Here is a 25902-nt window from a genome sequence, read left to right as displayed (position 1 = left end):
CTCGGCGGCAGGCGAGGGCCCTTACACGGGGGCGAGGTCCCAGGCGCGGACGCCGCCGACGATGCCGGCGCTGTTGGGGACCACGACCACGTCGTCGCCCATCCGGGCGAGCTGTTCGGGGCGGATCAGTCGGGAGTTGCCGCCGCCGAGGTAGAGCCGGTCCCAGCGGAACACCGGGCGCAGCCCGTCCACCACCTGGCGGATCCGCCGGGACCAGAACGCGTCGCCGAGGCGACGGCGTTCCGGTTCACCGACGTACGTGTCGTACGTCGTGCCCCAGCGCACCGGGGCGTGCGACAGCTCCAGGTGCGGCGCGAGCCGACCGCCGTCGAACAGTGCGCTGCCCAGCCCGGTGCCCAGGGTCAGCACCAGTTCGCAGCCGGTACCGGCGACCACCCCGGCACCGTGCACCTCGGCATCGTTGAGCACCAGGGTGGGCAGCCCGAACGCACTGGCGAGGGCGGTGCGTGCGTCGTACCCGGACCACTCGGCGAGCAGGGCCGGGTCGACGCGGCTGCGGGGGCCGGAGCGGGTCACGTAGTGCGGGGTGGCCACCACCACGCCGTGGCGGATCATGCCCGGCATCCCGACCGTGACCCGGTCCGCCGACGGCAGCCGGGTTCCCAGGTCGAGCAGGGTCTTGACGAACAGTTCCGGCGGCAGAGGGTACGGCGTGGGCACCCGCAGCGGTTGCGCCCGCATGGTGCCCGCGCCGTCGAGCACGGACGCCTTGATCCCACCGCCGCCGCAGTCGATCGCCAGAGTGGTCTGCACGACCGTGAGTCTGCCTCGTGCGCCGCCGGCTGGCACGGCAGGTCACCGCAACCATCCTCGACCGACAGGCGGAACCGGCGGCAGGTGGGCGACGAGGGACTTAATCCGGCGACCGCTGACGGGTCCACGGGTAGGCTCGGCTGCTTGTGAGCGCCACGTTGATCGTCAAGGACCTTGCCGCCGGCCACGGGGACCGGAGCCTGTTCACCGGGTTGGACCTGGTGGTGGCTCCGGGCGACGTGATCGGCCTGGTCGGGCCCAATGGTGCGGGCAAGTCGACCTTGCTGCGTACCCTCGCCGGTTTGTTGCCGGTGGAGGCCGGCAGCGTCACGGTGAGCCCGCCCGGCGCGAGCATCGGACATCTGCCGCAGGAGCCGGATCGGCGACCCGGCGAGACGGTACGGGCGTTCCTGGCCCGCCGTACCGGGGTGACCGGCGCGCAGGCCGCTCTCGACGCGGCGACCGAGGCGCTGACCGCCGGTACGCCGGGAGCGGACGACGCCTACGCGGACGCCCTGGAGCGCTGGCTCGGCCTGGGCGGGGCGGATCTGGACGAGCGGGCCGAGGAGGTGGCCGCCGAGTTGGGGCTCACCGTCGATCTCGATCAGGAGATGACCGGCCTCTCCGGTGGTCAGGCGGCCCGCGCCGGGCTGGCCTCACTGCTGCTCAGCCGGTACGACGTGTTCCTGCTCGACGAGCCCACGAACGACCTGGATCTGGCCGGGCTGGACCGGTTGGAGCAGTTCGTCACCGGCTTGCGGGCCGGCACGGTGCTTGTCAGTCACGACCGGGAGTTCCTGACCCGGACGGTGACCCGGGTGCTGGAGTTGGACCTGCATCAGCAGCAGGTCAACCAGTTCGGCGGCGGGTACGGGGCATACCTGGAGGAGCGGGAGGTGGCGCGCCGCCAGGCACGAGCCGAGTTCGAGGAGTACGCCGACACGAAGGCCTCGTTGGAGGCTCGCGCCCGAACTCAGCGGTCGTGGATGGACAAGGGGGTCCGCAACGCCCGGCGCAAGGCCACCGACAACGACAAGATCGGCCGCAAGTTCCGCTCCGAGGCGAGCGAGAAGCAGGCCGCCAAGGCCCGGCAGACCGAGCGGCTGATCGAACGGTTGGACGTGGTGGAGGAGCCACGCAAGGAGTGGGAACTGCGGATGGAGATCGCCGCCGCACCCCGCGCCGGCGCCGTGGTGGCCACCCTCCGCGACGCCGTGGTACGCCGGGGCGACTTCACTCTCGGACCGGTGAACCTCCAGATCGACTGGGCGGACCGGGTGGCGGTGACCGGGGCGAACGGGTCCGGCAAGTCGACCCTGCTGGGTGCCCTGCTGGGCCGCCTGCCGCTGGCCGACGGTCAGGCCGCGCTCGGCCCGGGGGTGGTGGTCGGCGAGGTGGACCAGGCCCGTGGGCTGTTCCTCGGGGACGTACCCCTGTTGGACGCCTTCCGGGCGGCCGTACCGGACCTGTCGCCCGCCGACGCGCGGACGCTGCTGGCCAAGTTCGGTCTGCGGGCGCAGCACGTGCTGCGCCCGGCCGCGACGTTGTCCCCCGGCGAGCGGACCCGGGCCGCCCTGGCTTTGTTGCAGGGGCGCGGGGTCAACCTGCTGGTGCTGGACGAGCCGACCAACCATCTGGATCTGCCGGCCATCGAGCAACTGGAATCGGCGCTGGACAGCTACCCGGGCACGCTGCTGCTGGTGACCCACGATCGACGGATGCTCGACGCGGTACGCCTCGACCGCCGGCTGGAGGTGTCCGCCGGGCGGATCGTGGAGTCCTGAGCCCCAGGCGCGGGGCATCTTCTGGGACATCCGACGCATACCGGTCACAGATCCGGGTAACGGGCGGCCGGAGGTGGCCTGGATGGTGGCGTTGGCACACACTCCGCCCTCGGCCGAGCGGCTGCGGGCGGTGGACGGATTCCTCACCGAGGCGTGGGCGGACCAGGTCCGGCACGACGATCGACTGCGCTCGCTGCGGGTCGAGGTGCGCTTCGACCGGGGCGTCGCCCACCTGACCGGCGAGGTCGACGAGCCGGCGCAGCTACGGCTGGTACGCGACCGGGTCGGCCGGCTGGCCGGAGTCTTCGGCATCTGGTGCCGGGTAGGGGTGGGCGGGCGTGATCCGGTGGTGGTGGACCTCGGGTGCGGGGCCACCAAGCAGTGGCCGGGCAACCTGGGGCTGGACATCTTCCCGGCGCCCGGGGTGGATGCGGTGGCCGACCTGTCGGGTTCGCTCCCCCTCGCCGACGACTCCGTGGACGTGCTGTTCGCGGTGCACATCCTGGAGCACCTGATCGATTTCCTGCCGCTGCTGGACGAGTGCCACCGGGTGCTCCGCCCGGGCGGCGTACTGCACGTGATGAGCCCGTGGTGGGGGCACGTGAACGCGGTGGCCGATCCGACCCATGTCCGCCTGCTGGACGTACAGACGATCAAGGGTGTCTGCGTCATGCGTCCACCGGGCACACCGCGCTGGTATCCGCTGCACGCCGGCACCGACGGCGCCTCGATCTTCGCGGACCTGACCCCGCTCGGGCCCGACGACGACGGCCCTTCCCCCACCCACATGGCCCGTTTCTTCGATTAGTTCGGTAGCGCCACGCTGGTGGCGGATGCCCCGGGAGCACCTGGCTCCCGGGGCATTCGTCTGTTTCAGCGCAGGTCATCAATATTTCCCGCCAGTAACACCCAGCCGTCAAAGCATTGATCGACACTGATGGAGCCGGTGACTCGCCGGTAACCACCCGTCCACCGCACACCCCGCGGAGGTTCCCCCAAGTGCTCAGACGACTCGCCACCCTCCTCACCGCAGGCACTCTCGCGCTGCTCACCGCGTTCGCCACCGCCTCCCCCGCGGCAGCGGCCGTCACCCCGGCACAGAAGCTGTCCGTGCTGTCGAGCTGGACGCAGACCAGCGTCAGCAGCTACAACGCCTGGAACTCGGCCCGGCAGAACCGCGCCGCGTGGGCGGAGTACAAGTTCGACTGGTCCACCGACTACTGCTCGTCCAGCCCGGACAACCCGCTCGGCTTCAACTTCTCCCTCTCCTGCTTCCGGCACGACTTCGGCTACCGCAACTACAAGGCGGTCGGCCAGTTCAGCGCCAACAAGTCCCGCCTGGACAGCGCCTTCTACGAGGACCTGAAGCGGGTCTGCGCCACCTACAACTCCGTCGTCCGGCCGGCCTGCACCAGCCTCGCCTGGACCTACTACCAGGCCGTCTCCATCTTCGGCTCGGTTGCCGCCGTCGAACAGGCCGACATCGACCGGGCCGCCCGGATGAAGGCCGACGCCGAGCGCCGCGCCCGACTCTGACCGGGTACCGGCACCGGGTCCCGCCGGGGCCCGGTGCCGGTGCGAGCAGGTGACAGCCGGCCCGCGTCGACGAACCTCTTCAGGCGTGTTCGCTGTGGCGATCGGCAGCGCCAGCCGACTGGCGGGGCACGCCGGCTCCGGCCCGTCCCGCGAAGCGCGCGGAATCGGCGGCCAGGTCCGGATGCTCGACACCGAGCGCCAACGCCACCGCCTCGTCCAGGCCGAACTCGGCACCTTCGCCGTACGCCTCGTCGAAGGTGGCGTCACCCAGGACACGTCGCAGCGCGACCTGCTGCTGCGTCCAGTAGGCGTCGTAGATCCCCGGCGTCGAGCGCAGACTCGCCCGGGTCGCCTGCGCCGCACCGAAGAGACGGGCCGCGGTCAGTGGCGCACCCCCGACAGCACACCGTACGGCGATGGCGTTCAACGTGTCGCAGGCGCGGCCGTGGAAGCCATGGTTCATCCGGGAACGCAACGCCGCCAGCAGGTGCTCGTGCGCGGCCACCAGGTCACCCCGGGCCAACGCGACCATGCCGAGGAGCATGTCCACCGACCGGCGGCCCCGCTCGACCGGCCGGGCCGCCTCTACCGGTCGGGCCGCACCGAGCAGCTCCGCCGCCTCGTCCAACGCGCCGCGCAGCCACAGCAACTCGGCGAGCCGACACACGGCGAACAGCGCCTCGGATTCCACCCCCTGGTCGTGCGCCCAGTCGATGACCTCCCGGCAGATCCGCTCGGCCTCGGCGAACTGCCCCATGTCGACGAGCGCGGCGGCCCGCCCGGCGAGCACCCGGGCCAACAGGCCGACGTCGCCGGCCTGCCGGGCCGCCGCCTCCGCCCGCTGCGAGTACCGCAGCTCCTCGGCGTACTCGCCGTCGGCGCCGGCATGCAGTGAGTGCAGGTGGTACGCCGCCGCCAGCTCCCCCTCCGGGATCACCTCGCCGGTCTCCGCGATCCTGCTGTACAGGCGGAACAGCCAGAGCCGCCCCTCCCGCGCCAGCCCACGCTCACGCCACCACTGCTCCAGGCCACCGGCCAACCGCAGCCCGATCCGGGCGCTGCCACCGGTGGCGCACCAGCGCAGGGCGGCACGCAGCTCACCGGCCAGGGGATCCAGCGCGTACAGCGACAGGGTCACCGGTTGCCCGTCGGCGCCGAGATGGGCCTGTTCCAGGGCGTGCGCGGACCAGGCCACGTGCCGGTTCCGGGCGTCCTGCTCCTCGCCGGCCTCGACCAGCCGACGGGCCGCGTACGCCCGGATCGGGTCGAGCATCCGGTAGGTGTAGCCCGAGGCGTGCGGCTCGGCCAGGACCAGGGACTTGTCCACCAGCACCGAGAGCGGGTCCAGTGGATCGTCGCCGAGCAGCCACTCCACCGTGTCGAGATCCACCGGGCCGGCGAAGACCGCCAGCCAGCGCAGCAGCCGCGCGGCGCGAGGGCCGAGCGTCCGGTACGACCAGGTGACGGTCGCCTGCATGGTCAGGTGCCGTTCGATCGCCGTCCGAGCCGACCGCTCCGGCTGGTCGTCGTCGGCCGTTGCGGCGCGGGCACCCCGACCGACGGCCGGCACCTCGGCCGCCGAGGACTGCGGTGGGTCGTCCCGACCTGCGTCGAGGGTGCCGAGTACATCGTCGAGCCGTTCGGCGAGCTGCCCGACCGAGAGCACCCGCAGCCGCGCGGCGGCCAACTCTATGGCCAGCGGCAGACCGTCCAGCCGCCGTACCACCCGACGCAGGTCGGCGGACTCGGCCGGATCCGGCTGTCGGCCGCCCCGGGCCGCCGCCGTACGGTCCAGCAGCAACGCGACCGCGTCGCTCTCGGTACCGTCGGGGGACGGATCGACCGACAGCGGCGGGATCCGCCACACCACCTCACCGGGCAGCGCCAGCGGTTCCCGGGTCGTCGCCAGCACGCGGACCCCACCCCCGCCGGCCAGCAACCGGGTCACCACGTCCGCGCAGGCCGCCGGTTGGGCGTCGCAGGTGTCCAGCACGATGAGCATCCGGCGGTTGGCCGCGTACTCCACAAGCGTGTCGACCATGGGGCGGCCCGGCTCCGGACGCAGCCCGAGCACGGCGGCGATCGCGAAGGCCACCAGCCCCGGGTCGGTGACCGAGGCGATGTCGACGAACCAGACACCGTCCGGGTATTCCTCGACCAGGTCGGTGGCGAGTTCCACGGCCAGCCGGGTCTTGCCACCGCCACCGGCGCCGAGCACGGTGACCAGGCGGTGCCGGGCGACAAGCTGTCGGAGTTCGGCTCGCTCGGCCTGCCGGCCGATGAACGAGGTGACCTGGACGGGCAGGTTGTGCGCCTCCACGTCGGCGGTACGCGGCCGCGGGAACTGCAGCTCCAATCCGGCGGCGACGAGTTGGAAGAGGCGTTCCCGGTCGTCGAACCCGCGCAACCGGTGCAGCCCGAGGTCGAGCAGGGAAGCACCGGCCGGCAACGGATCGGCGTGCTGCGCGGTCGCCGCCGAGCAGAGCACCTGACCACCATGGGCGGCGGCAGCCACCCGGGCGGCCCGATGCACCTCGGGGCTGGCGTACTCGCCGTCGCGGGGCTCGGCCCAACCGGTGTGCAGGCCCATCCGTACCCGGGGCGCGGCCTCCGGGGTGGGCCACTCGTGTTCGCGCAGCGCACGTTGGGCGGTCAGGCACGCGGTCAGGGCGGCACCGGCGTCACCGAAGGCCAGGAAGAACGAGTCGCCCTCGGTCAGCAGTTCCGCCCCCTCGGTGGCGGCGATGGTGCGGCGCAGCAGCCGGCGATGTTCCGCCAGCACCGGCCGGTATCCGGGGCCGAGCAGCTGTGCCAGTCGAGTGGAGCCCTCGATGTCGGTGAAGACGAACGTCACCCAGCCGCTCGGGAGGTGGATCCGTGACGACACCCGTGGCACCTCCCCCCTGGCCTCGACCTCATACTTCACGAAGCCGAATCGTCACGCATCGCGAGAACGGTCGGCCGAGGCTCCGCCCCAAGGTGCCATCAGACCGGGCGTCCGGGCAAGACAGTCATCATCCTTTTCAGCAACTGACGCTGCAAAAAACCGTACGGAAGCGGGTTAACAGCCGCAGCTGCCACCGCAGCAGCCACCACCGGAGGGCGCCGGCGCGGCACCGGCAGCACCCGCACCACGGCCGGTGACGGCGATCGTGGAGAGCAGCTTGACCGTGTCGGTGTGCCCCGCAGGGCAGGACGCCGGCTCACCGGCCTGGGCCATCGGGCGGTTGACCTCGAAGGTGTCGCCGCAGGCGCGGCAACGGAACTCGTACCGGGGCATGACATCAGGGTACGACCGGACCTGACGTCCACCGGAACATGGGTGATACTCGACGGGTGGCAGACGGCGACGAGAGCACCCCCCTACGCCCCCTCCGGCCGGCCACGCCGCGCGCCGGATCCGACGTCGCAGCGGACCGGCCGACCCGCAGGCTGCCGCGACCTCGCCGACCCTGGCTACGCGCCACCGAGCCGACCAGCGAGTCGACCAGCGAGCCGGCGAGCGAGGCGCCCGCGACGCCCAGCGCCGACGCCGGTGCCGAAGCTGTCGTCCCGCCGCCCACGGGCCCGCAATCGGCCGCGCCCGACAAGTCCGACAGCGACACTCCACAGAGCACCGCCGCCGAGGCCGCCCCGGACACCAAGACAGCCGACCAGCCCGCCGACAAAGCCGACAAGGCCGAAGGCGAGCCAGCGAGCAAGGCCGCAGACGAGCCGGCCGACAAGGCCGAGAGCACGCCGGACAGTAAGGCCGCAGATGAGTCGGCCGGCAAGGCCGAACGCAAGCCAGTTGGCGAGGGCGCGGCGGTGGCGTCCCCAGCGGAGGGCGGGGCGTCGGTTGCTCGGCGTCGGCGGACGCGGTTCGCACACGCCGTACGCCTGCCGGGTCCGCGCGTCGCGGTTCGGGCGACCCGGGAGTGGTCACGGCGGCCGAGTGGCCGACTGACCCTGCCCGGGGTGTTCCTCCTCGCGCTGGTGGCGGCCACCGCCATGGTCGGCGCGATGCTGGTGCCGGCGACCATCGGCGCGCAGCAGCCGGTCGCCGCCGACGCCACCGCCGGTGGGACCGCCGGCGACCTGTCACCGACGGACGCGGCGCCGCCGCCCGGAGCCCTCCCGCCCTTCGACGCGACGCTACCGCCGGGTGTGGTGCCGCCGAACGCACCGGGCGCCACCGCGTCACCCGGTGGCGTGCCGGTGGGGGGACGACCCTCCGACGCACTCGCCGGTTGGGCCCGGGAGGTCGGCGCCAAGGCCGGCATCGACCCGATCGCCATGCAGGCGTACGGCTATGCCGAGCTGGTCCTCGCCGAGACCAACCGCAGCTGCGGTCTGAGCTGGACGACCCTGGCCGCGATCGGCTTCGTCGAATCACGCCACGGGCAGGCCAACAACGCGACTCTGGGCCCGGACGGTCGGGCCGTACCGGAGATCATCGGCCTGCCGTTGGACGGCCAGGGCGGTCGGATGCGGATCGCCGACACCGACCGGGGTGAACTCGACCGGGACACCACCTACGACCGGGCGATCGGGCCGATGCAGTTCATCCCGACCACCTGGCAGGAGATCGGCGCGGACGCGGACAACGACGGCCGCAAGGACCCGCACAACATCCACGACGCGGCCCTGGCCGCCGGGCTCTACCTGTGCAAAGGCAACCGCAACCTGACGATCCCGGGCGACTGGTGGAACGCCATCCTGTCGTACAACAACGTCCGGCCGTACGCCCAGGACGTCTTCAACACTGCCAACAGGTACGGACAGGCCAGTCGTACGTGAAGTGATCGTCCCCATACATTGGAGAACTGGACACTTCCCCCAGGCTGCTCTTAACGGCAAGCTAGACGGGTGATGGTGCGCGAGTGGGACCCCAGGAACGCGTCGTCCGCCGAGATCGCGTCGCTGCTCGACACGTTGAACGCGGTCCTGGCGACCGATCTCCCGCAGGATCCGCCATGGCGCGAGACCTGTCTGCGGGAGTATCTCGCCGAGGTGATGCCGGGCGAGCGGCGGATTTCCTGGGTGGCCCAGGCCGAGCCGGCCGCCGACGGCAGCCCTGGGCCGATCCTGGGGCATGTGCACGTGCTGCTGCTCGGCAACATCGGTGTGCTGGAAGTGCTGGTGCACCCCTCCGTCCGGCGCGGCGGGCTCGGCCGGGACCTCGTCCTGCGCGCCGCCCGTCGGGTCTACCAGGAGGGCTTCGAGTCGATCGGGGTGGAGGTGGTCGGCGGCACTCCCGCCGTCGCCTTCTACGAGTCGCTGGGCTTCGCCCGGGAGTACGTCGAGACCCGCAGCGTGCTCGACCTGTCCGCCGTCGCCTGGGCCGAGTTGGCCGAGATGTCCACCGGGGTCGGGGCGGGCTACCACGTCCAGTTCCACCCGGGTGGGCCACCGGACGAGCTGATCGAGGCGTACGCGCGGGCCAAGGCCGAGATCCGGGACGTCGAGGACGGCGAGCTGCGGCCGAGTTCGTACGACCCGCAGCGGCTCCGTGACAGCCTGGACTGCCTGCACCGGCGCGGCATGAAGCCCTACATCGTGCTCGCCCTGCACGGGCAGACCGGCGAGGTGGCCGGGCTGACCGAGGTGGTGGTGCCGGTGCAGCACCCCACCCGTGCCGACCAGTACGACACGATCGTGGTGCAGGACCACCGCGGCTACGGCATCGACCGGGCGATCAAGGCCCGGATGCTGCTGGAGTTGCGCTCGACCGAGCCGCAGCTGACCGAGGTGCAGACCTGGAACGCCCAGGCCAACGAGACGATGCTCAAGGTCAACGCCGAGCTGGGATACCGACCCGACCGCGAGTGGTGTGAATACAGCGTGGACGTGGCCGACCTGGTGCACCGCCTGGACAACTCCCGCTGAGCGGGCTCAGAAGCCTCCGCTTCCAGTCCCGCTGAGCGGGGGTCAGTAGCGCCCGCTTCCAGGGTCCGGTGGCGGGGGCACGTTGCGGTACTTCGCCACCCGCACCTCCCACTGGCTGCGCCGCCGCCGGGCCTCCCGATCGGCGGGGCAGCGATGGAACGTCTCCGGCGGGCGAGCAAGCCCGTAGATGTCCGCCCACCACTCGCCCGGCTCAGGATCGAGAATGGTGTTCAGGTGCGCCGGATAGCGTCGGTCCGCGCCGTCGCGGGTGTCGTCCCAGACCTCCATCGGGTACACGATCCGCCCCTCCTGGTCGACCGCCACGAGGTAGAGCCCGGCTGAGCCGAGCAGCCGCTCCAACACTGCCAGACTCGGCGTCAGGCTCCCCGCCTCGACCCGCGCAACGGTCGACGGGGCGACCTTCGCGAAACGGGCCATCCGCAACTGGCTGAGCCCGACGATGCGCCGGGCCCGACGCACCAGACCGGCGATGGGAAACGACCCGAGCGTAGGACCCAGATCCGGAGGTTCGAAGACGGAAGCCATGCCCCACCCTGCCCACCCCGTCCCCACCAGAGCGACCCCTGTGGACAAGCCTGTGGATAACTCGGTCGACCATCTGGGTCAGCCGCTCACCGGCGTGCGCGTGCGCCCTGGCCTTGGCTCGCCTGTCCAGCCCGATCCTCCACCCGACCATCTGTGCCGAGGGCCCTTTGCTCTGCTTCAACCCACGCACAGGTCTGGTGCCGAAACCGGTGCGTGGAGTGAAGCAGAGCAAAGGGGCCCGCAGGAGGTAGCGGCGACAGCCACAGACCGGCCGAACGGATGCTTGCCCGGCTGGGCTCGCGGTGTGGGTCAGTAGCGCTGGCGGAGGAGTTCGGCGGCTTCGACGGCCCAGTAGGTGAGGATGATCTGCGCGCCCGCGCGCCGGATCGAGGTGAGGGTTTCCAACATCACCTGCTCGCGGTCGATCCAGCCGTTTGCGGCGGCCGCCTCGACCATCGCGTACTCGCCGGAGACCTGGTAGGCGGCGACCGGCACCTGCACCGTGGCGCGGACCGCCGAGATCACGTCGAGGTAGGGCAGGGCCGGCTTGACCATCACCATGTCGGCGCCCTCGGCCACGTCCAGCTCGACCTCACGCAGCGACTCGCGCAGGTTCGCCGGGTCCTGCTGGTAGGTGCGCCGGTCCCCCTCCAGCGCCGACTCGACCGCCTCGCGGAACGGGCCGTAGAACGCCGAGGCGTACTTGGCCGCGTAGGCGAGGACCGCGACGTCGGTGTAACCGGCCGCGTCCAGCGCCCGGCGTACCACGCCGACCTGGCCGTCCATCATCCCGGACGGCCCGACCACCGACACCCCGGCGGCGGCCTGGGCCACCGCCATCTCGGCGTACGCGGCGAGCGTGGCGTCGTTGTCCACCGAGCCGTCGGGGGTGAGCAGCCCACAGTGCCCGTGCGAGGTGAACTCGTCCAGGCAGAGGTCGCTCATCACCACTGTCGCGTCGCCGACCTCGGAGACCACGTCCCGGATCGCCACGTTGAGGATGCCGTTGGGGTCGATGCCGCCGGCCCCGCGCTCGTCACGCTCCGCCGGCACCCCGAAGAGCATGATCCCGCCGACGCCGGCCTGTACCGCCTCCACCGCGGCCTTGCGCAGTGAGTCCCGGGTGTGCTGGAGCACGCCCGGCAGCGAACCAATCGGGCGTGGCTCGGTCAGCCCTTCCTTGACGAACATCGGTACGACCAGTTCGGCCGGGGCGGGGCGGGTCTCGGCGACCAGCCGCCGCACGGCTGCGTTGCGACGCAGCCGGCGGGGCCGGTGCTCGGGGTACGACATGGTGAGTCTCCCTAGCGGTTACCGGAACCTCAGCGCGGTCGGCCCCTGCACCTTCGAGCCACGGCGCTGCTTCGCCGGCATCGCGGCGAGCTTCTCCCGCAGCTCGACGGCGTAGCCGGCGAGCGCCTCCACCAGGTCGGGCACCGAGGCGTGCGGCGGCTGGACGTCGACCCGCAGGCCGAACTCCGTCGCGGTCTCCGCGGTCTTGGGCCCGATCACGGCGACAACGGTACGCGCGTGCGGCTTGCCGGCGATACCGACGAGATTGCGCACCGTGGAGCTTGACGTGAAGAGCACAGCGTCGAACCCACCGGACTTGATCGCGTCCCGGATCTCGGCGGGCGGCGGCGCGGCCCGGACCGTACGGTAGGCGGTCACGTCGTCGACCTCCCAGCCGCGCTCGGTCAGCCCGGCGGCGAGGGTCTCGGTGGCGATGTCGGCGCGCGGCAGCAGCACCCGGCCGACCGGGTCGAGCACCTCGTCGTGCGGGGAGAACTCGGCCAGCAGCCCCTCGGAGGACTGCTCCCCGGAGGGGATCAGTTCCGGCTGGATGCCGAAGTCGCGGACCGCCTCGGCGGTGGCGTCACCGATACAGGCGATCTTCACGCCGCCGAAGTGCCGGGCGTCGAGGCCGTGCTCGGCGAACTTCTCCCAGACCGCGCGGACCGCGTTGACGGAGGTGAAGATCACCCAGGCGTACCGGCCGTCGACCAGGCCCTTGACCGCCCGCTCCATCTGGGCGGGGGTGCGCGGCGGCTCGACCGCGATGGTCGGCACCTCGCACGGGATCGCACCGTACGCGCGCAGCCGGGCACTCATCACCCCGGCCTGCTCCTTGGTCCGGGGGACCAGCACCTTCCAGCCGTACAGCGGGCGGTTCTCCCACCAGCTGAGCTTGTCCCGGTGGCTCACGCCCTCACCGACGGTCAGCACCACCCGGCCGGTGAAGCCGAGTGCCGCCGCGACGAAGGAGTCCACGCTCGACGTGGTGGTGTACTGCGTCTCGCCCGTGCCGTCACCGGTGACTCCGACGGCGGTCCCGCCGTCCACCCCGGCGGCGAGCAGACCGTCGCGGATCGCGGCCAGGTCACCGGCGTCCACAGCGAGCGCCAGCGAGCCGCGCTGCACCGCCGCGGCCAGCGCGTCGAAGTCCAGGGTGCTGACGTCCTCGACATCGGCGGTGGTGCGTACGCCGGGCAGTGGCACACCGGCGTAGGTGGCCACACCCTCGGCCTGGCTGACGCCCGGCACCACCTCGAAGTGCGCGGCGGTACGCGCCACCGCCTGCACCTCCTTGACCACCGAGTCGTGGCCGAACGGGTCGCCCGCCACCAGGTGCACCGCGTTCTGCCCGGCGCGGGCCGCCGAGATGAGCACCTTCGCCACATCGCCCGGCACGCCTTCGGCCGGGGTGAACTCGGTCTCGGCCTTGGCCTCGGCCCGGACGACGTCGAGCAACGACTCGGGGACTCCCCGGTCGTACACCACCTGATCGGCGTCGACCAGGGCGTCGTGCGCCCGGCGGGTCAGCAGGCCCGGGTCGCCGGGTCCAGCCCCGACGAACGCGATGCGGCCTACGGGCTTACGGGTGCGGGTCATTCTGTGCTCCCAAATTGCTGGGTCCCCGGGCCGTTGTGTCCTTGCGGGCCGAGGATCGAGTCGGCGCCGAGGTCGAGGAGTTCGGTGGCGAGCGCCTTACCGATCTCCGCCGCATCGGCGAGCGTTCCGGTGCGGGACAGCCGGATGTCGCGACTGCCGTCCGGACTGATCACCGCCCCGCGCAGGTAGATCTCCTGGACAACATCACCTTCGACACCGGAGCCGGTTGGCTCGCCTTCGGCGACGACGGCATAGGCGGCGACCGGAGCGGAGCATCCGGCCTCCAGGGTGGCGAGCATCGCCCGCTCCGCGGTGACCGTGGCGCGTGACGCTGCGTGGTCAAGCGTACCTAGCAGTTCGACCATCTCCGGGTCGTCGACCCGGCACTCCACCGCCAGCGCGCCCTGTGCGGGTGCCGGCAGCATCAACATCGGATCGAGCGTCTCGGTGACGACGTCGAGCCGGCCGATTCTGGCCAGCCCGGCCCGGGCGAGGACGATCGCGTCCAGGTCGGCGTCCGGGCCGAGCACCCGGGCCAGCCGGGTGTCGATGTTGCCGCGGATGGGGCTGACCGACAGTTGCATGCCCAGGGCGTGCAGTTGGGCGATCCGACGCAGCGCGCCGGTGCCGACCGACGCGCCGGGGGCGAGTTCGGCCAGGGTCCTGTCGTCGCGGGCGACGAGCGCGTCACGCGGGTCCTCGCGCGGGGGCACCGCGGCGATGTGCAGCCCGGCCGGCATCGCGGTCGGCAGGTCCTTGTACGAGTGGACCGCGAAGTCGATCTCCCTGGCGACAAGCGCGTCACGCAGCGCGGAGACGAACACCCCCACGCCGAGTCGGTGCACCGGCGCGTTGGAGCGGTCGCCTGCGGTGATCACCTCGACCAGTTCGACGGGGCGTCCGGTGCGGGCGGTGAGTGCCTCGGCGACGTGCCCGGACTGGGCCATCGCCAGCTTGCTGCCCCGGGTACCGAGACGCAGCGGGCCATTCGGTTGCCGCTGGCTCATCGTTCACCTCCAATGGTCGGGGTGATGTCGGGGACCGTGTCCACCTGGGAGGTCTGCGGGACCTCCAGGTCGAACAGTTCGCGCAGCAGCGCGGCGTACTGGTCGCCGCCGGGCTCGGCGGCGAGTTGGCGGACCCGTACGGTCGGCTGGTGCAGCAACCGCTGGACCACCCGGTGCACGGTGCGGGCCACCTCGGCACGCTGGTCGTCGCTGAGGTCGGGACGGCGCTGGGCGAGGCGGCGCAGTTCGGCGCTGACCACGTCCTCGGCCCGGCCCCGCAGGGCGGCCACGGTCGGTGCCACGTCCGCGCCGCGCAGCCAGGTGAGGAAGGACTCCACCTCGCCGGCCACGATCCGTTCGACGGCGGCGGCGTCGGCGGCGGCCGGGCCGTCGGCGAGCAGCTCGGCCATCCGGTCGATGTCGATCACCTCGACGCCGGGCAGCTCGGCCACGCCGGGCCCGACGTCGCGGGGTACGGCCAGGTCGAGCAGGACCAGCGGTCCGCGCTCCGGGTCCCGGCCGGCCAGCGCACCGGCAACGACGTCGCGGGTGAGGACCGGCTCACTGGCCGCGGTGGCGGCCACTACGATGTCCACTGTGGAGAGCGTGTCGGCCAGCTCGGCCATCGGTCGCGCGGCGGCGCCGTACGACTCGGCCAGCCGTACCGCCCGCGCGGCGCTGCGGTTCGTCACGGTCAACGGGCCGGCACCGAGCCGGGACAGCGTCGCCACGCCCAGCGAGCCCATCGCGCCGGCGCCCACGACGAGCGCGGGCCGACCGGCGAGTTCGTCGCCGAGATGACGCGCGGCCAGCCCCAGCGCCGCGGTGACCACGCTCTGGCCGGCCCGGTCGATGCCGGTCTCGGAGTGGGCCCGCTTGCCGACCCGCAGCGCCTGCTGCATCAGCTCGTGCAGCAGCCGGCCGGTGGTGTCCGCGCCGGTGGCCCCGTGGTAGGCGTCCCGGAGCTGACCGAGGATCTGCGCCTCGCCGATCACCATCGAGTCCAGACCGGCGGCGACCCGGAAGACGTGGTCGACCGCGGCGGAGTCGAAATGCACGTAGAGGTTGTTGGCCAGCGCGGACGGCTGGCAGTCGGCCTGCTCGGCGAGGACGGCGCAGATGTCGCCGAGGCCGCCGTGGAAACCGGAGACTGCCGCGTAGACCTCCACCCGGTTGCAGGTGGAAACCAGCGCGGCCTCGCTGACGTACGGCTGCGCGACCAGGCGGTTCAGGATGCGGGTGAGGCTCTCCGGGGCGACCGCGAGCCGCTCCAGGGTGGCGACCGGCGCGGTGCGGTAGGAGGCACCCACGACGAGGAGTTTCACGTTCCGATCGCCTCCTGACCCTCAGTGACCGCGAGACCGCCGGGCAGGGCGGTCAGGGCGGATCCGCCGGTGCGGGGCAGCCCGGTCAGGGATGCCTTACGGTGCTCGTGGAACGACAGAATCTGCAGCTCGATGGCGAGGTCGACCTTGCGTACGTCGACTCCGTCCGGAACCGAGAGTACGCAGGGCGCGAAGTTCAGGATGCTCGTCACGCCGACGGCGACGAGTTGGTCGGCGACCCGTTGGGCGGCCGACGCGGGGGTGGCGATGACGCCGATCGCGATCGACTCCTCGGCCGCCACCTGGGGCAGTTCGTCGACGTGCCGCACGACCATCCCGTGGATCTCCTCACCGACCCGGGCCGGGTCGGCGTCGAGCAGGGCGGCGATCCGGAAGCCACGGCTGGCGAAGCCGTCGTAGCCGGCCAGGGCGTGACCGAGATTACCCACGCCGACCAGGGCGACCGCCCGACGTTGGGTGAGCCCGAGCACGTACTCGATCTGCTCTATCAACAGCGCCACGTCGTAGCCGACGCCCCGGGTGCCGTACGAGCCGAGGTGGGACAGGTCCTTGCGGAGCTTCGCGGAGTTGACCCCGGCGGCGTTGGCGAGCCCTTCGCTGGACACCGTCTCGTTACCGGTTTCGGCAAGGTTGTGCAGGGCACGGAGGTATTCGGGGAGCCGCGCCACCGTCGCCTCGGGTAGGTCCGGGAGCGCCGGGACGCCACCGGCGCGACCGGGCGTGCCAGGGTGACGGTGCTGACTCATGAGACTCCGTGCGGTGCGATCCTTGACCAACTCCACCGGCCGGCCGTTCGGGACTCCCGCTGGCGACCGAAATTGCCGGCTGTGCTAGCAGGGCGCGTCGGAATTACAGAGTAGGCGCTTGTGAAGACGTGCACAAATCGCGATCTTGCGGTACCGCCCCCTGCCCCCACCAGCCCCTCCGTCCGACAAGATCGACGCGCGCCCACTTCCTGGGACCGCCCGCGCGATTATTGCTCAATTCCGACTTCTCTGACCAATCACACGCGCGCCATCGGTCCATCCCAATTTGTTGATCATGACGTTAATGCTCGATACGACGATTTCGTGATCACCGCTGCGGCTGGGTGAGGGTGGTGGCGAGGGTCACCGCTTCGGTGAGGGTCTCGGCGACCGGATGGCCGGAGGCGATCAGGCGGGCGCGGTCGGTGAAGCCGCCGGCATAGAGCACGGCGCGACCGCCGACGGCGCGGGCCGCGTCGGCGTCGTCCAACGAATCGCCGATCAGCACCACCGAGCGGCCGTCGACGCCCAACTCGGCCAGATGCCGGACCAGCGACTCGGCCTTGCGGTCGCCGCCGACCGAGGCCCGCAGCCCGTCGACCCTGGCGAATCGGCCGGTCAGGCCGTACGTCTGGATCGCCGGCACCAACTCGTCGTGGAACCACATGGACAACAACGACTGGCTGCCCGGCCAGGCCGCCATCGCGTCCACCGCGTCGTGGGCGAGCTCACAACTGGTCAGACCCAGCCGGTACGCGTCATGGAAGATCCGGTCGAGCCGGCCGAACGCCTCGTCGTCCACCGCCCGGCCGAGCACTTCCGCGTAATAGTCGGCGATCGGCCGACGGAACCGGACCCGGTGCTCCTCCGCGGTCACCGTCGGCCCGCCCTCGCGGGTGAACACGGCGTTCGTGCAGGCCACCACCAGGCTCAGATCGTCGAGCAGCGTCCCGTTCCAGTCCCAGACCAGATGGGGTTTCGAAGGGGTCATCGGCGCACTCTATCGGCGACGCCGGACACCGGTGGCGCGCGGCGGAGCGCCCTAGAGCTGCGGCGTGGTCAGGTCACGCAGCAGCCGGTCCTCCTCGACCCGCCAGTAGCCGTGCTCCTTGCCGTCGAGCAGCACCACCGGCAGCCGGTCGCCGTACTCGCGCTCCAGCTCGATGTCACCGCTGACGTCCCGCTCGGTCCACCGGTCGCCGGTGACCGCGACCACCCGGTCGAGCGCCGCCTTGGCGTCCTCGCACAGGTGACAGCCGGGGCGGGTGATCAGGATCAGGCGGGGCTCACGCATCGGTCTCCTCCGTCGTGCCGGGTGGTGCCGGCTGGTCGGTCCCGGACTCGGGTGGCGGCTCGGGCCGCGCCCGCTCCGGTGCCTCCGGCCGGGGCCGGAGCAACGTCTTGCGTACCTTCCCGATCGTCGAGCGCGGCAGCACATCGACAAGCTCGACGTCGGTCGGGCACTTGAACCTCGCCAGGTTACGCGCGCAGTGGGCGATCAGTTCGACGCCAGCCACCTGGCTGCCCGGCGCCGGCACCACGTACGCCCGGACAGTCTCCCCGGTACGCGGGTGCGGCACTCCCACTACCGCCGACTCCGCCACCGCCGGATGGGCGGAGAGGACCATCTCGACCTCGTGCGGGTACACGTTGAACCCGTTGACCAGGATCAGCTCGCCGAGCCGGTCCACCAGGAAGAGATCACCGTCGGCGTCGGCGTACGCGATGTCGCCGGTGGCCCACCAGCCGGCCGCGTCCGGCCCACCCGTACCGTCCGGCCAGTATCCGGAGAAGAGGTTCGGGCCGCGTACCACGATCTGGCCGGGGTCGGTGCCGCCGGCGGGATCGGAGAGGTCCAGCTCGTCCGGGTCGTCCTCGGGCGTGGCCACCCCGTCGCGCCACAGTTCGTCGCCGTCCGCGCCGACCAACCGCAGCTCGATTCCCGGCAGCGGCCGCCCGATCGAACCGGCCTTCGGCGTGCCGCCGACAAGCGTCGAGGTGAGCACCGGCGCGGTCTCGGTCAGGCCGTACCCGATGTGCACCGGTTTCCCGGTGGCGGCCGCGAAGCGGGCAGCGTCCACCGGTTCCAGCGGCGCGGCGCCGCAGACCACCACCCGCACGTCGGCCATCGCGGCCGTCCGGGCCTCGGCGTCCGCGCTGGACCAGGCCTGCACCATCGACGGTACGCCGACCAGCACGGTCACCCGGTGCCGGGCGATCTCGGCGAGGGCCGCGTCGGTGGCCGGATCCTCGACGAGCACCCCGGTCGCGCCATGGTGCAGCACCGCGCCGAGCCCGGTGTTCAACCCGTAGGCGTGGAACAGCGGCAACGCCAGCAGTACGGTGTCGTCCGGGCCGAGCACCGCCGGCTCGATCCGGCCGATCTGTTCGTGGTTGGCCGCCAGCGCGCCGTGCGAGAGCATCGCTCCCTTCGGCCATCCCTCGGTACCCGAGGTGTAGAGCAGCATCGCCAGGTCGGCGGCGCGGCAGGTTGGGAAGGTGTCCGGGCCTTCGGCGGTCGGCGGCTCGGCGTACACCGCGTCGAGGGCCGGTCGGTCCGCTCCGGTCAGCAGTTCCCGGACCCGTTCGGTGCCGATCAGCACCGAGGCGCCCGAGTCGGCCAGGACATGTCGTAGCTCCCGGCCGGTCAGACCGGGGTTTACCGGTACCGCCGTCAGGCCGGCCCGCAGCGTGCCGAGCAGGCCGACCACGAAGTCCGCAGTGTTGGGCAGCGCCACCGCGACCCGGGCCGGCCGTCCCTGGTCGTCGCCGGCCGGGACCGCTGCGATCAGTCCCCGGGCGCATCCACTGACCCGGTGGTCCAGTTCGGACCAGGTGATCGCCCGGTCCTGCCAGTACAGCGCCGGCTTGCCCGGATGGACCGCCGCCGCGCGACGAAGACGGTCCGCGAGGGTCGACCCGGTGCCATCGGCTACGTCCTGCACGGACGCTGAGTCTGGCACAGCCCGACCCGTCCGACCATGCCTCGCGGTCCGGTCCGGTGCCGACGACCCGGTGCCCGCGCAGCGCCCAGTCCCGTCAACAGGACCACGCAGCGTCACGGTGGGTACGGATCGCCGCCGGTCCACACTGTCCGGGCGGGAACGCCCGTCGACCGCGACCGGACTCGCGAGGTATGTTCGCAGCGATCACCATCATCGATCTGACCTGCCCATCTGTCTCAGATCAGGTGTGCAGGCGATTGTCAACCACACTCGACGGACAACCGGTCCGGCACCGGTGCGACACGTCGGGAAATACTTCGGCCCTGTGTAACGGACTTGCCACGCGCGGGTGACGTTGGCCCTATCATCACTCGGGTCGGCTCACCCCATTTGCCGTGAGTCGACACCCCTCAGCCCGAGGAGGCCCCCGTGCCCGTCAGCGCATTGGACCAGCACCTCAAGGGGAACTGCCGCCCGCCGGCACACCCCGGAGCCGCCCTGCCCGGCGGTGATCTGGCCGGTCACCCGGCCACCGCCGGCGCATGCGCCAGTGACGAATCGGAGGTGTCCCGATGACCACCTTCGGTTTCACGCACCGACCGACGGGCCTGACCGGTCCGGCGGCGCGTACCCCGGTCAACGAACGCGGCGGCGCCCATGCCCAGCAGAACGCGGCGGGCAACCTGGTCAACCGAGGTGAGAGCAGCACGCGGGCCGGTAACCGACCACATCCGAACGAGCCACCACACCGACCAGCGGTGCCGGGCGCGAACGCGATGCCGGCCGGCGGCGGGGTCGCCACGCCGAGCCGGCCGACGATGCCGGCCCAGGCCCGACGCAGCGGCGGCGACACGCCGGTCACCGACGTGCCGGCGGCCGAGACGGCGGTGATCCCCGCGGTCACCGCCCCGGTCAACACCTCCACCGGCTACCCGAGCCGCCCGGATCCGTCCGATCCGGCCACCGAGGTCTGGGCCCTGGTCGAGCGCGCCCAGGCCGGCGAGGCCGAGGCGTTCGGGCTGATCTACGACCGCTACGTCGACACCGTGTTCCGCTTCGTCTACTTCCGGGTCGGCAACCGGCAACTCGCCGAGGACCTCACCTCCGACACGTTCCTGCGGGCGCTCAAGCGCATCGGCAGCTTCACCTGGCAGGGGCGTGACCTCGGCGCCTGGCTGGTCACCATCGCCCGCAACCTGGTCGCGGACCATTTCAAGTCGGGTCGCTACCGGCTGGAGGTGACCACCGGTGACGTGCTCGACGCCGATCGCGAGGATCGCGGCCCGGAGGGCAGCCCGGAGGCGGCCGTGGTGGAACACATCACGAACGTCGCACTGCTGACCGCCGTCAAACGCCTCAACCCCGAGCAGCAGGAGTGCATCGTGCTCCGCTTTCTCCAAGGCTTCTCGGTGGCCGAGACCGCGCGGGCGATGGGCAAGAACGAAGGCGCGATCAAGGCCCTCCAGTACCGGGCGGTCCGCGCCCTGGCCCGGCTGCTGCCCGACGGTTTCCAGGCGTAGTTCTCGACGCCGTCCGTACGGTCGTCGTCGGCAACTGCGCGCCCTGGCCGGGTAGTCACAGCGATCACTTTGCGTGATTTCCGACTCCGGCAGGCCCGTAACCCGATCCCGGCACGGCGCGTTTCTCCGGGTGCGACCGGCGACAGCCCGGCCCCGGGCTACGGACGACGGGCAACGACGCCAACGGCGTCCGCCTCGCGTTCTGCGGTCATCGGTCGCTGGCGGTGATCGCGGCCGACCGGCCGCGCCCAGCGAGAGGAGGTGCCGCGGTGGACAACGCCCTCTTCTCCCGTCGGCGCGCCGAGCGCTTCGCGCAGCTTCTGGACGAAGCGAACGGTGGCCGACGCCATCACGTCCGCTCCCGAGTCGACGACCAGCTCACGCCGCTGGTCGGGCTCAGCCGGCAGTTGACTGCCAACGCGCCCGCGCCGAAGGTGGATGCGGAGTTCCGGACCGGCCTGCGGGCCATGTTGCTGGCCACCGCCGAGCGCGAGGGCATCGCAGCCCCCGCCTCGACCGAGAAGGTCGGCACCAGCCGAGGCGCCCTGCTACCGGCCGTCACCGCGCGCCGGGCCCGTGCTCGGGGCGCCATCCTGGTCGGCATCGCCGCGGGTGCCATCGCCGTCTCCGGCATCTCGGCCGCCAGCGAGAACGCGGTTCCCGGTGACGCGCTGTACGGGATGAAGCGCGGTACCGAACGGGCCCAGCTCGCGCTCGCCAGCTCCGAGATCAGCCGCGGGCAGCTCTTCCTCGACTTCGCGCGTACCCGACTGGCCGAAGCGTCCGCGCTGCACGGCAGCCGCTCCGGCTACGGCGCGGTGCTCGACGACATGGACGCCGACACCCGTCAGGGCGTACGCCTGCTGACCGCAGCGGCGGTGCAGCGTTCCGACCCGACGGCGCTCGACGCGGTCGACGCCTTCCTCGTCCCGCAGCGCCGGGCTCTCGACGCGCTGCGCGACAGCGGCTCGCGCACCGACCGGGAGCGGACCGCCCAATCGCTGAAGCTGCTGGCATCGGTGACCGAACGGGCCGACGCCCTGCGGACCACGATCGCCTGCGGCGAGCCGGTCGGCTCCGCCAGCGACAGCCTCGGCCCCCTGCCGGGCACCTGCACCTGACGGTGCGTAACCAGACCACCGGCCCGGTTCGCGGGCCGGGCGGCGGTTACCCTCGCGGAGGGCAGCAGAAATGCGGGCGATGTGAGGGGAGCGTCGGTGGCGCGCAGCCGGAAGGTGACCGTCAGTACCGACGTGCACGGGCACACCGCAGGTTGGGCCCAGACCGAGCCCGCTCCCCCGGTCGCCCCGGATCCCCGGGCCGCCGCCTTCTTCGACGTGGACAACACGATGATGCAGGGCGCCTCCATCTACTGGTTCGCTCGCGGCCTCGCCGCACGCAACTACTTCACCACCACCGACCTGGCCCGGTTCGCCTGGCAACAGCTGCGCTACCGGCTGCTCGCCCGCGAGCACACCGGGGACATGTCGCAGGCCAAGGAGGCCGCCCTCGCCTTCATCGAGGGCTGGCGCGTCGACGACATCGAAATCCTCGCGGAGGAGATCTTCGACGAGTTGATGGCGCCGCGGATCTGGGCGGGAACGAGACGGCTGGCGCAGGGCCACCTCGACGCCGGTGAGCGGGTCTGGCTGGTCAGCGCCGCCCCGGTGGAGATCGGCCGGGTGATCGCCGCTCGACTGAAGCTGACCGGTGCGATCGGCACCGTCGCCGAGGTCGTCGACGGGGCGTACACCGGTCGGTTGGTCGGTGACCTCATGCACGGGCCGGCCAAGGCCGAGGCGATCACCTCGCTCGCCGCGGTGGAGGGGTTGGACCTGGGTCGGTGCAGCGCCTACAGCGACTCCGCGAACGACCTGCCGATGCTGTCGGCAGTGGGCCGGGCGGTGGCGGTGAATCCGGATGCCGCCCTGCTGCGTCAGGCACGCCAGCACGGCTGGGAGGTACGCGACTTCCGTACCGGCCGTCGCGCCGTCAAGATCGCCGTACCGTCCACGGCCGCTGCCGGGCTGGTGGCGGGGGCGGTCACCGCCGGCATGGCGTTGCAGCGTCGCCGCCGCGACAACCGGGCCGCCGCAGAACGGCGCGCCACCCGCTGAGGCGGTGTCGGCGCTCCGGTGAGCCGGGCCGGTGGCTAGGGACCGAACGGGTCCGGACGCCGTTCGAGAAGTTCGTGCAGCGTCTGCTGGATGGTTTCGCGGACCTGGTCGGCGAGGTTGAACACGACAAGCGGGTCGTCCGCGGAGTCGACCAGGTGTGCCGTCGGGATCGGCGGGCAGAACTCGATCAGCCACTTGCTCGGCAGCGGCACCATGCCCAGCGGCCCGAGCCAGGGGAAGGTCGGCGTCACCGGGAAGTAGGGCAGCTTGAGCAGCCGGGCGAGCGGCTTGATGTCGGCGAGCATCGGATAGATCTCCTCGCCACCGACGATGGCGACCGGGATGATCGGGGTGCCGGTGCGCAGCGCCGCCGAGACGAAGCCACCGCGCCCGAAGCGTTGCAGCTTGTAACGCTCCGCGTACAGCTTGCCGATGCCCTTGAAGCCTTCCGGGAAGACACCCACCAGTTCGCCGCCGCGCAACAGCCGCTCGGCGTCCGGGTTGCAGGCCATGGTGCCGCCGGTCTTGCGGGCGATCTCGGAGACCACCGGCATCCGGAAGACGAGGTCGGCACCGAGCAGCCGCAGGTACCGCCGAGCGGGGTGTTCGTGGTGCAGGGCGGTGGAGAGGATCAGTGCGTCCAGGGCCACGGTGCCGGAGTGGTTGCCGACCACCAGTCCCGCACCGTCGGTGGGCACATTCTCCAGCCCGGTCACCTCGGTACGGAACCAGTCCCGGTAGAGCCGGCGCAGCAGCGGATGGAACACCGCCTCGGTCAGCTCCGGGTCGAAGCCGAACTCGTCCACCTCGTAGTCGCCGGCAAGCCTGCGGCGAAGAAACGCCAACCCACCGGCGATCCGCTGATCCCAGACGTCGCCGGGCCGGTCCGGCACTGCCGGCGGATGCGGCTCGGCGGGCAGAACGGGCCGATCCGCTGCTGCCGTGGGTCGCCGCCCGTTGTGCCGAGCCGGGTCGGGCTGCTGTCGCGCCACCTGCCCGTTGTCGGGGCGCATCTCGTCACGTCGCATCTCCGGCTCGTTCACGGCTGCTCCCGCACAGCCGCGCGCACCCGGCGGATCTGGTCGAGCACGAGCTGCTCGGCGGCGGCCAGTTGCTCGCGCGTCACCACGGACCGGCCGTGGTGGGCGCGGATGAAGTCGTCGAAGGCGGCGGCCGTGGATCGGGGCGTGAAGCCGTACTCGCGCTCCAGGCGGGTGGTGTCCACCACCCGGCCGTGCACGAGCAGGTCGACCTGGTCGAGGCCGTAGCGACCGAGTCCCATGGTCCGGGCGAGCGCCGCGGCACCCGACAGCCCCGGCTCCAGCATCGGCACGGCCAGCCGGCCGGCCCGACGGATGGCCTGCGACAGCGCCAGCACCCCGGGCCCGGCGACGTTGTACGTCCCCGGATGGTCCTCGGTGACCGAGCGGTGTACGACCTCCAGCGCGTCGTCGAAGTGCAGGAACTGCAACCGGGCGTCGCGGCCGAGGATGGTCGGCACCACCGGCAGCGAGAAGTAGCGGGTCAGCGTGGTGTCGGCCGTCGACCCGATGAACGGGGCGAACCGCAGCACCGTCGCCGTGACGTCGGGTCGCCGCCGTCGGAAGCCCCGGACATACCCCTCGATGTCGAGGATGTCCCGCCCGAAGCCGCCGCGCGGCACCTCACGCGGCTCGGTCTCCTCGGTGAAGACGGCCGGATCCCGGAACGAGGCCCCGTACGCCGCGGTCGAGGACCGGACCACGAGCTTGCGCAGCCGAGGTGCCCGCTGGCAGGCGGCGAGCATCTGCATGGTGCCGATGACGTTCTGTTCCTTCATCGCCGCCCGGCCACCCTGCTGCTGATCCGGGGCGCTGGCCAGGGCCAGGTGCACCACCGTGTCGACGTCGAGGTCGGCGAGCAGCCCGCCGACCGAGCCGGCGTCGACACGGATGCGTTCGACCTGGCCCAGCAGGCCGGCGACCTCCGGGCTCGGCTCGCGCAGGTCGATGCCGATGACCCGCTCGATGCGGGGATCGGTGACCAACCGGGCGGCAACGTGGGCACCGAGGTATCGGCTGACCCCGGTGACGACGACAACCCCCGGGTGACTCGACGAGTCACCGGGGGTCATGTCTCGCACCCACCCCGGCGGTCGGGACCGAGCCGGGACAGCCACGGCCTGATCACCTGAGCCTCCGAGGGTCGACAGTTGGCAAGCGACGAATGCCGGGTCAGCGCCCGGCATCAATCACTTGCCGAGACGGCGACGCTGGACGCGGGTCTTGCGCAGCAGCTTGCGGTGCTTCTTCTTAGCCATGCGCTTGCGGCGCTTCTTGACCACCGAGCCCATACGAAAGCCTTTCGATGCAACATGCGGCGCGACCGGCAAGACGCCACGAACCGGTGACGTCGGCGACCGCTTACGGACAACGGACCGGACCGGCGGGGTGGGCGGCAGGGCGCACCAGCGGTCACGATCACGCTCCAGCGTAGCGGGACCGCGTCAACCGGGCCAACGCGCCCCCGGTCGATGCCCGTCAGGCGGGCCTGTCCGGGCGGCCTGACACGCGGATCAGGCAGTCTCCTGGAAGGCCCCACGGAGGTATTCGTGCACCGCGTGCTCCGGCACCCGGAACGACCTGCCGACCCGCACAGCGGCCAGCTCACCACTGTGCACGAGGCGGTAAACCGTCATCTTCGACACCCGCATGACGGTCGCCACCTCGGCGACGGTCAGGAACTTGACATCCGACAGCCGACCGTCGGACGGTGACCCGGCCATGGCTCACCCGACCCATCCCATGCCCTGCGCGTGCCGCCCCACGGGTTCTCCCGCGCG

General features: G+C 71.8%; 25 protein-coding genes. 9 read left to right on the top strand and 16 right to left on the bottom strand.

Going from position 1 to position 25902, the window contains the following annotated elements; genetic code table 11:
* Positions 1-21: 21 nt before the first annotated feature.
* Positions 22-774 carry an ROK family protein gene (locus Vgi01_RS06060; RefSeq protein WP_204290390.1) on the bottom strand — a complete coding sequence of 251 codons (753 nt, stop codon included), beginning with the start codon at positions 772-774 and terminating at the stop codon, positions 22-24.
* Positions 775-920: 146 nt separating this feature from the next.
* Here Vgi01_RS06060 and Vgi01_RS06055 point away from each other — a divergent pair, with 146 nt between their 5' ends.
* The 3 genes from Vgi01_RS06055 (at position 921) to Vgi01_RS06045 (ending at position 4094) form a co-directional block, all read left to right on the top strand.
* The gene (locus Vgi01_RS06055) at positions 921-2558 is read left to right on the top strand and encodes an ABC-F family ATP-binding cassette domain-containing protein (RefSeq protein ID WP_204290389.1); all 1638 of its coding nucleotides are present in this window, start codon (positions 921-923) and stop codon (positions 2556-2558) included.
* An 82-nt stretch (positions 2559-2640) separates the two neighbouring features.
* A complete protein-coding gene (locus Vgi01_RS06050) occupies positions 2641-3366 on the top strand; it encodes a methyltransferase domain-containing protein (RefSeq protein ID WP_102658191.1) in 726 nt (241 codons plus the stop codon).
* 191 nt (positions 3367-3557) lie between these two features.
* Entirely contained in the window at positions 3558-4094 is a 537-nt protein-coding gene (locus tag Vgi01_RS06045) for a phospholipase (protein ID WP_102658139.1), read from the top strand.
* Between the two features lie 79 nt (positions 4095-4173).
* Here the strand turns inward: Vgi01_RS06045 and Vgi01_RS06040 are convergent, their stop codons facing one another.
* Positions 4174-6981: an ATP-binding protein gene (locus Vgi01_RS06040; RefSeq protein WP_204290388.1), complete on the bottom strand. Its 2808-nt coding sequence runs from the start codon at positions 6979-6981 to the stop codon at positions 4174-4176.
* A gap of 174 nt (positions 6982-7155) precedes the next feature.
* On the bottom strand, positions 7156-7374 hold the full coding sequence (locus Vgi01_RS06035) for an FmdB family zinc ribbon protein (protein ID WP_013736067.1): 219 nt from the start codon (positions 7372-7374) through the stop codon (positions 7156-7158).
* Between the two features lie 38 nt (positions 7375-7412).
* Between Vgi01_RS06035 and Vgi01_RS06030 the strand changes: the two genes are divergently transcribed.
* Together Vgi01_RS06030 and Vgi01_RS06025 are read left to right on the top strand one after the other, a co-directional pair.
* A complete protein-coding gene (locus Vgi01_RS06030) occupies positions 7413-8873 on the top strand; it encodes a lytic murein transglycosylase (RefSeq protein ID WP_373306878.1) in 1461 nt (486 codons plus the stop codon).
* 72 nt (positions 8874-8945) lie between these two features.
* Entirely contained in the window at positions 8946-9962 is a 1017-nt protein-coding gene (locus tag Vgi01_RS06025; RefSeq protein ID WP_204290434.1) for a GNAT family N-acetyltransferase, read from the top strand.
* Positions 9963-10004: 42 nt separating this feature from the next.
* Here Vgi01_RS06025 and Vgi01_RS06020 read toward each other — a convergent pair whose 3' ends face one another.
* The 9 genes from Vgi01_RS06020 to Vgi01_RS05980 all read right to left on the bottom strand — a co-directional run bounded on the left by Vgi01_RS06020 (position 10005) and on the right by Vgi01_RS05980 (position 19444).
* A complete protein-coding gene (locus tag Vgi01_RS06020) occupies positions 10005-10508 on the bottom strand; it encodes a helix-turn-helix domain-containing protein (protein ID WP_204290386.1) in 504 nt (167 codons plus the stop codon).
* Between the two features lie 309 nt (positions 10509-10817).
* Positions 10818-11801, bottom strand: coding sequence for a porphobilinogen synthase (hemB, locus tag Vgi01_RS06015; protein ID WP_204290385.1), 984 nt, complete (start codon positions 11799-11801; stop codon positions 10818-10820).
* 18 nt (positions 11802-11819) lie between these two features.
* Complete coding sequence (locus Vgi01_RS06010; protein WP_102658143.1) at positions 11820-13400, bottom strand: bifunctional uroporphyrinogen-III C-methyltransferase/uroporphyrinogen-III synthase; 1581 nt, start codon at positions 13398-13400, stop codon at positions 11820-11822.
* Positions 13397-14407, bottom strand: coding sequence for a hydroxymethylbilane synthase (gene hemC, locus Vgi01_RS06005; protein ID WP_102658144.1), 1011 nt, complete (start codon positions 14405-14407; stop codon positions 13397-13399). Before hemC ends, Vgi01_RS06010 begins: the two co-directional genes overlap by 4 nt.
* Positions 14404-15732 carry a glutamyl-tRNA reductase gene (locus Vgi01_RS06000; protein ID WP_102658145.1) on the bottom strand — a complete coding sequence of 443 codons (1329 nt, stop codon included), beginning with the start codon at positions 15730-15732 and terminating at the stop codon, positions 14404-14406. The genes hemC and Vgi01_RS06000 overlap by 4 nt, the downstream gene beginning before the upstream one ends.
* Positions 15729-16499, bottom strand: a complete 771-nt coding sequence (locus tag Vgi01_RS05995) for a redox-sensing transcriptional repressor Rex (protein ID WP_013736074.1) — start codon at positions 16497-16499, stop codon at positions 15729-15731. Before Vgi01_RS05995 ends, Vgi01_RS06000 begins: the two co-directional genes overlap by 4 nt.
* A gap of 328 nt (positions 16500-16827) precedes the next feature.
* Positions 16828-17490 (bottom strand): HAD family hydrolase, encoded by a 663-nt coding sequence (locus tag Vgi01_RS05990; protein WP_102658146.1) that lies wholly within the window; start codon positions 17488-17490, stop codon positions 16828-16830.
* 51 nt (positions 17491-17541) lie between these two features.
* Positions 17542-17793: a glutaredoxin family protein gene (locus Vgi01_RS05985; protein ID WP_102658147.1), complete on the bottom strand. Its 252-nt coding sequence runs from the start codon at positions 17791-17793 to the stop codon at positions 17542-17544.
* The gene (locus tag Vgi01_RS05980) at positions 17786-19444 is read right to left on the bottom strand and encodes an AMP-binding protein (protein WP_204290384.1); all 1659 of its coding nucleotides are present in this window, start codon (positions 19442-19444) and stop codon (positions 17786-17788) included. Before Vgi01_RS05980 ends, Vgi01_RS05985 begins: the two co-directional genes overlap by 8 nt.
* Positions 19445-19873: 429 nt before the next feature.
* Here Vgi01_RS05980 and Vgi01_RS05975 point away from each other — a divergent pair, with 429 nt between their 5' ends.
* From Vgi01_RS05975 to Vgi01_RS05960, 4 genes are all read left to right on the top strand, one after another.
* Positions 19874-20020, top strand: a complete 147-nt coding sequence (locus tag Vgi01_RS05975) for a hypothetical protein (protein ID WP_158244895.1) — start codon at positions 19874-19876, stop codon at positions 20018-20020.
* Positions 20017-20964: an ECF subfamily RNA polymerase sigma factor, BldN family gene (locus Vgi01_RS05970; RefSeq protein WP_204290383.1), complete on the top strand. Its 948-nt coding sequence runs from the start codon at positions 20017-20019 to the stop codon at positions 20962-20964. Before Vgi01_RS05975 ends, Vgi01_RS05970 begins: the two co-directional genes overlap by 4 nt.
* Positions 20965-21233: 269 nt before the next feature.
* Complete coding sequence (locus Vgi01_RS05965; protein WP_204290382.1) at positions 21234-22085, top strand: DUF5667 domain-containing protein; 852 nt, start codon at positions 21234-21236, stop codon at positions 22083-22085.
* A gap of 96 nt (positions 22086-22181) precedes the next feature.
* Positions 22182-23081, top strand: a complete 900-nt coding sequence (locus Vgi01_RS05960; RefSeq protein ID WP_204290381.1) for an HAD family hydrolase — start codon at positions 22182-22184, stop codon at positions 23079-23081.
* Between the two features lie 35 nt (positions 23082-23116).
* On the opposite strand, the gene Vgi01_RS05955 is transcribed toward Vgi01_RS05960, so the two are convergent.
* The 4 genes from Vgi01_RS05955 to Vgi01_RS05940 form a co-directional block, all read right to left on the bottom strand.
* Positions 23117-24124: a lysophospholipid acyltransferase family protein gene (locus Vgi01_RS05955; RefSeq protein ID WP_239088811.1), complete on the bottom strand. Its 1008-nt coding sequence runs from the start codon at positions 24122-24124 to the stop codon at positions 23117-23119.
* Entirely contained in the window at positions 24121-25194 is a 1074-nt protein-coding gene (locus tag Vgi01_RS05950) for an NAD-dependent epimerase/dehydratase family protein (RefSeq protein WP_204290380.1), read from the bottom strand. Before Vgi01_RS05950 ends, Vgi01_RS05955 begins: the two co-directional genes overlap by 4 nt.
* 117 nt (positions 25195-25311) lie before the next feature.
* Positions 25312-25413: a 30S ribosomal protein bS22 gene (locus Vgi01_RS05945; protein ID WP_007465623.1), complete on the bottom strand. Its 102-nt coding sequence runs from the start codon at positions 25411-25413 to the stop codon at positions 25312-25314.
* A 222-nt stretch (positions 25414-25635) separates the two neighbouring features.
* Positions 25636-25845, bottom strand: a complete 210-nt coding sequence (locus tag Vgi01_RS05940) for a helix-turn-helix domain-containing protein (protein WP_013736082.1) — start codon at positions 25843-25845, stop codon at positions 25636-25638.
* Positions 25846-25902 lie beyond the last annotated feature (57 nt).

Origin of the sequence: Micromonospora gifhornensis, assembly GCF_016863515.1 — a bacterium.
In the GTDB taxonomy this organism is placed as follows: Bacteria; Actinomycetota; Actinomycetes; order Mycobacteriales; family Micromonosporaceae; genus Micromonospora; species Micromonospora gifhornensis.
This window is presented reverse-complemented; position numbering and strand designations above follow the sequence as displayed.

What these genes read in the sequence shown, in the direction of transcription:
- hemC (WP_102658144.1), bottom strand. Translation starts at nt 14,407, where the DNA reads ATGAGCCAGCGGCAACCGAATGGCCCGCTGCGTCTCGGTACCCGGGGC.
- Vgi01_RS06050 (WP_102658191.1), top strand. Translation starts at nt 2,641, where the DNA reads ATGGTGGCGTTGGCACACACTCCGCCCTCGGCCGAGCGGCTGCGGGCG.
- Vgi01_RS05970 (WP_204290383.1), top strand. Translation starts at nt 20,017, where the DNA reads ATGACCACCTTCGGTTTCACGCACCGACCGACGGGCCTGACCGGTCCG.
- Vgi01_RS06030 (WP_373306878.1), top strand. Translation starts at nt 7,413, where the DNA reads ATGGGTGATACTCGACGGGTGGCAGACGGCGACGAGAGCACCCCCCTA.
- Vgi01_RS06010 (WP_102658143.1), bottom strand. Translation starts at nt 13,400, where the DNA reads ATGACCCGCACCCGTAAGCCCGTAGGCCGCATCGCGTTCGTCGGGGCT.
- Vgi01_RS05985 (WP_102658147.1), bottom strand. Translation starts at nt 17,793, where the DNA reads ATGCGTGAGCCCCGCCTGATCCTGATCACCCGCCCCGGCTGTCACCTG.
- Vgi01_RS05990 (WP_102658146.1), bottom strand. Translation starts at nt 17,490, where the DNA reads ATGACCCCTTCGAAACCCCATCTGGTCTGGGACTGGAACGGGACGCTG.
- Vgi01_RS06025 (WP_204290434.1), top strand. Translation starts at nt 8,946, where the DNA reads ATGGTGCGCGAGTGGGACCCCAGGAACGCGTCGTCCGCCGAGATCGCG.
- Vgi01_RS05945 (WP_007465623.1), bottom strand. Translation starts at nt 25,413, where the DNA reads ATGGGCTCGGTGGTCAAGAAGCGCCGCAAGCGCATGGCTAAGAAGAAG.
- Vgi01_RS06035 (WP_013736067.1), bottom strand. Translation starts at nt 7,374, where the DNA reads ATGCCCCGGTACGAGTTCCGTTGCCGCGCCTGCGGCGACACCTTCGAG.
- Vgi01_RS05940 (WP_013736082.1), bottom strand. Translation starts at nt 25,845, where the DNA reads ATGGCCGGGTCACCGTCCGACGGTCGGCTGTCGGATGTCAAGTTCCTG.
- Vgi01_RS05995 (WP_013736074.1), bottom strand. Translation starts at nt 16,499, where the DNA reads ATGAGTCAGCACCGTCACCCTGGCACGCCCGGTCGCGCCGGTGGCGTC.
- hemB (WP_204290385.1), bottom strand. Translation starts at nt 11,801, where the DNA reads ATGTCGTACCCCGAGCACCGGCCCCGCCGGCTGCGTCGCAACGCAGCC.
- Vgi01_RS06020 (WP_204290386.1), bottom strand. Translation starts at nt 10,508, where the DNA reads ATGGCTTCCGTCTTCGAACCTCCGGATCTGGGTCCTACGCTCGGGTCG.
- Vgi01_RS05950 (WP_204290380.1), bottom strand. Translation starts at nt 25,194, where the DNA reads ATGACCCCCGGTGACTCGTCGAGTCACCCGGGGGTTGTCGTCGTCACC.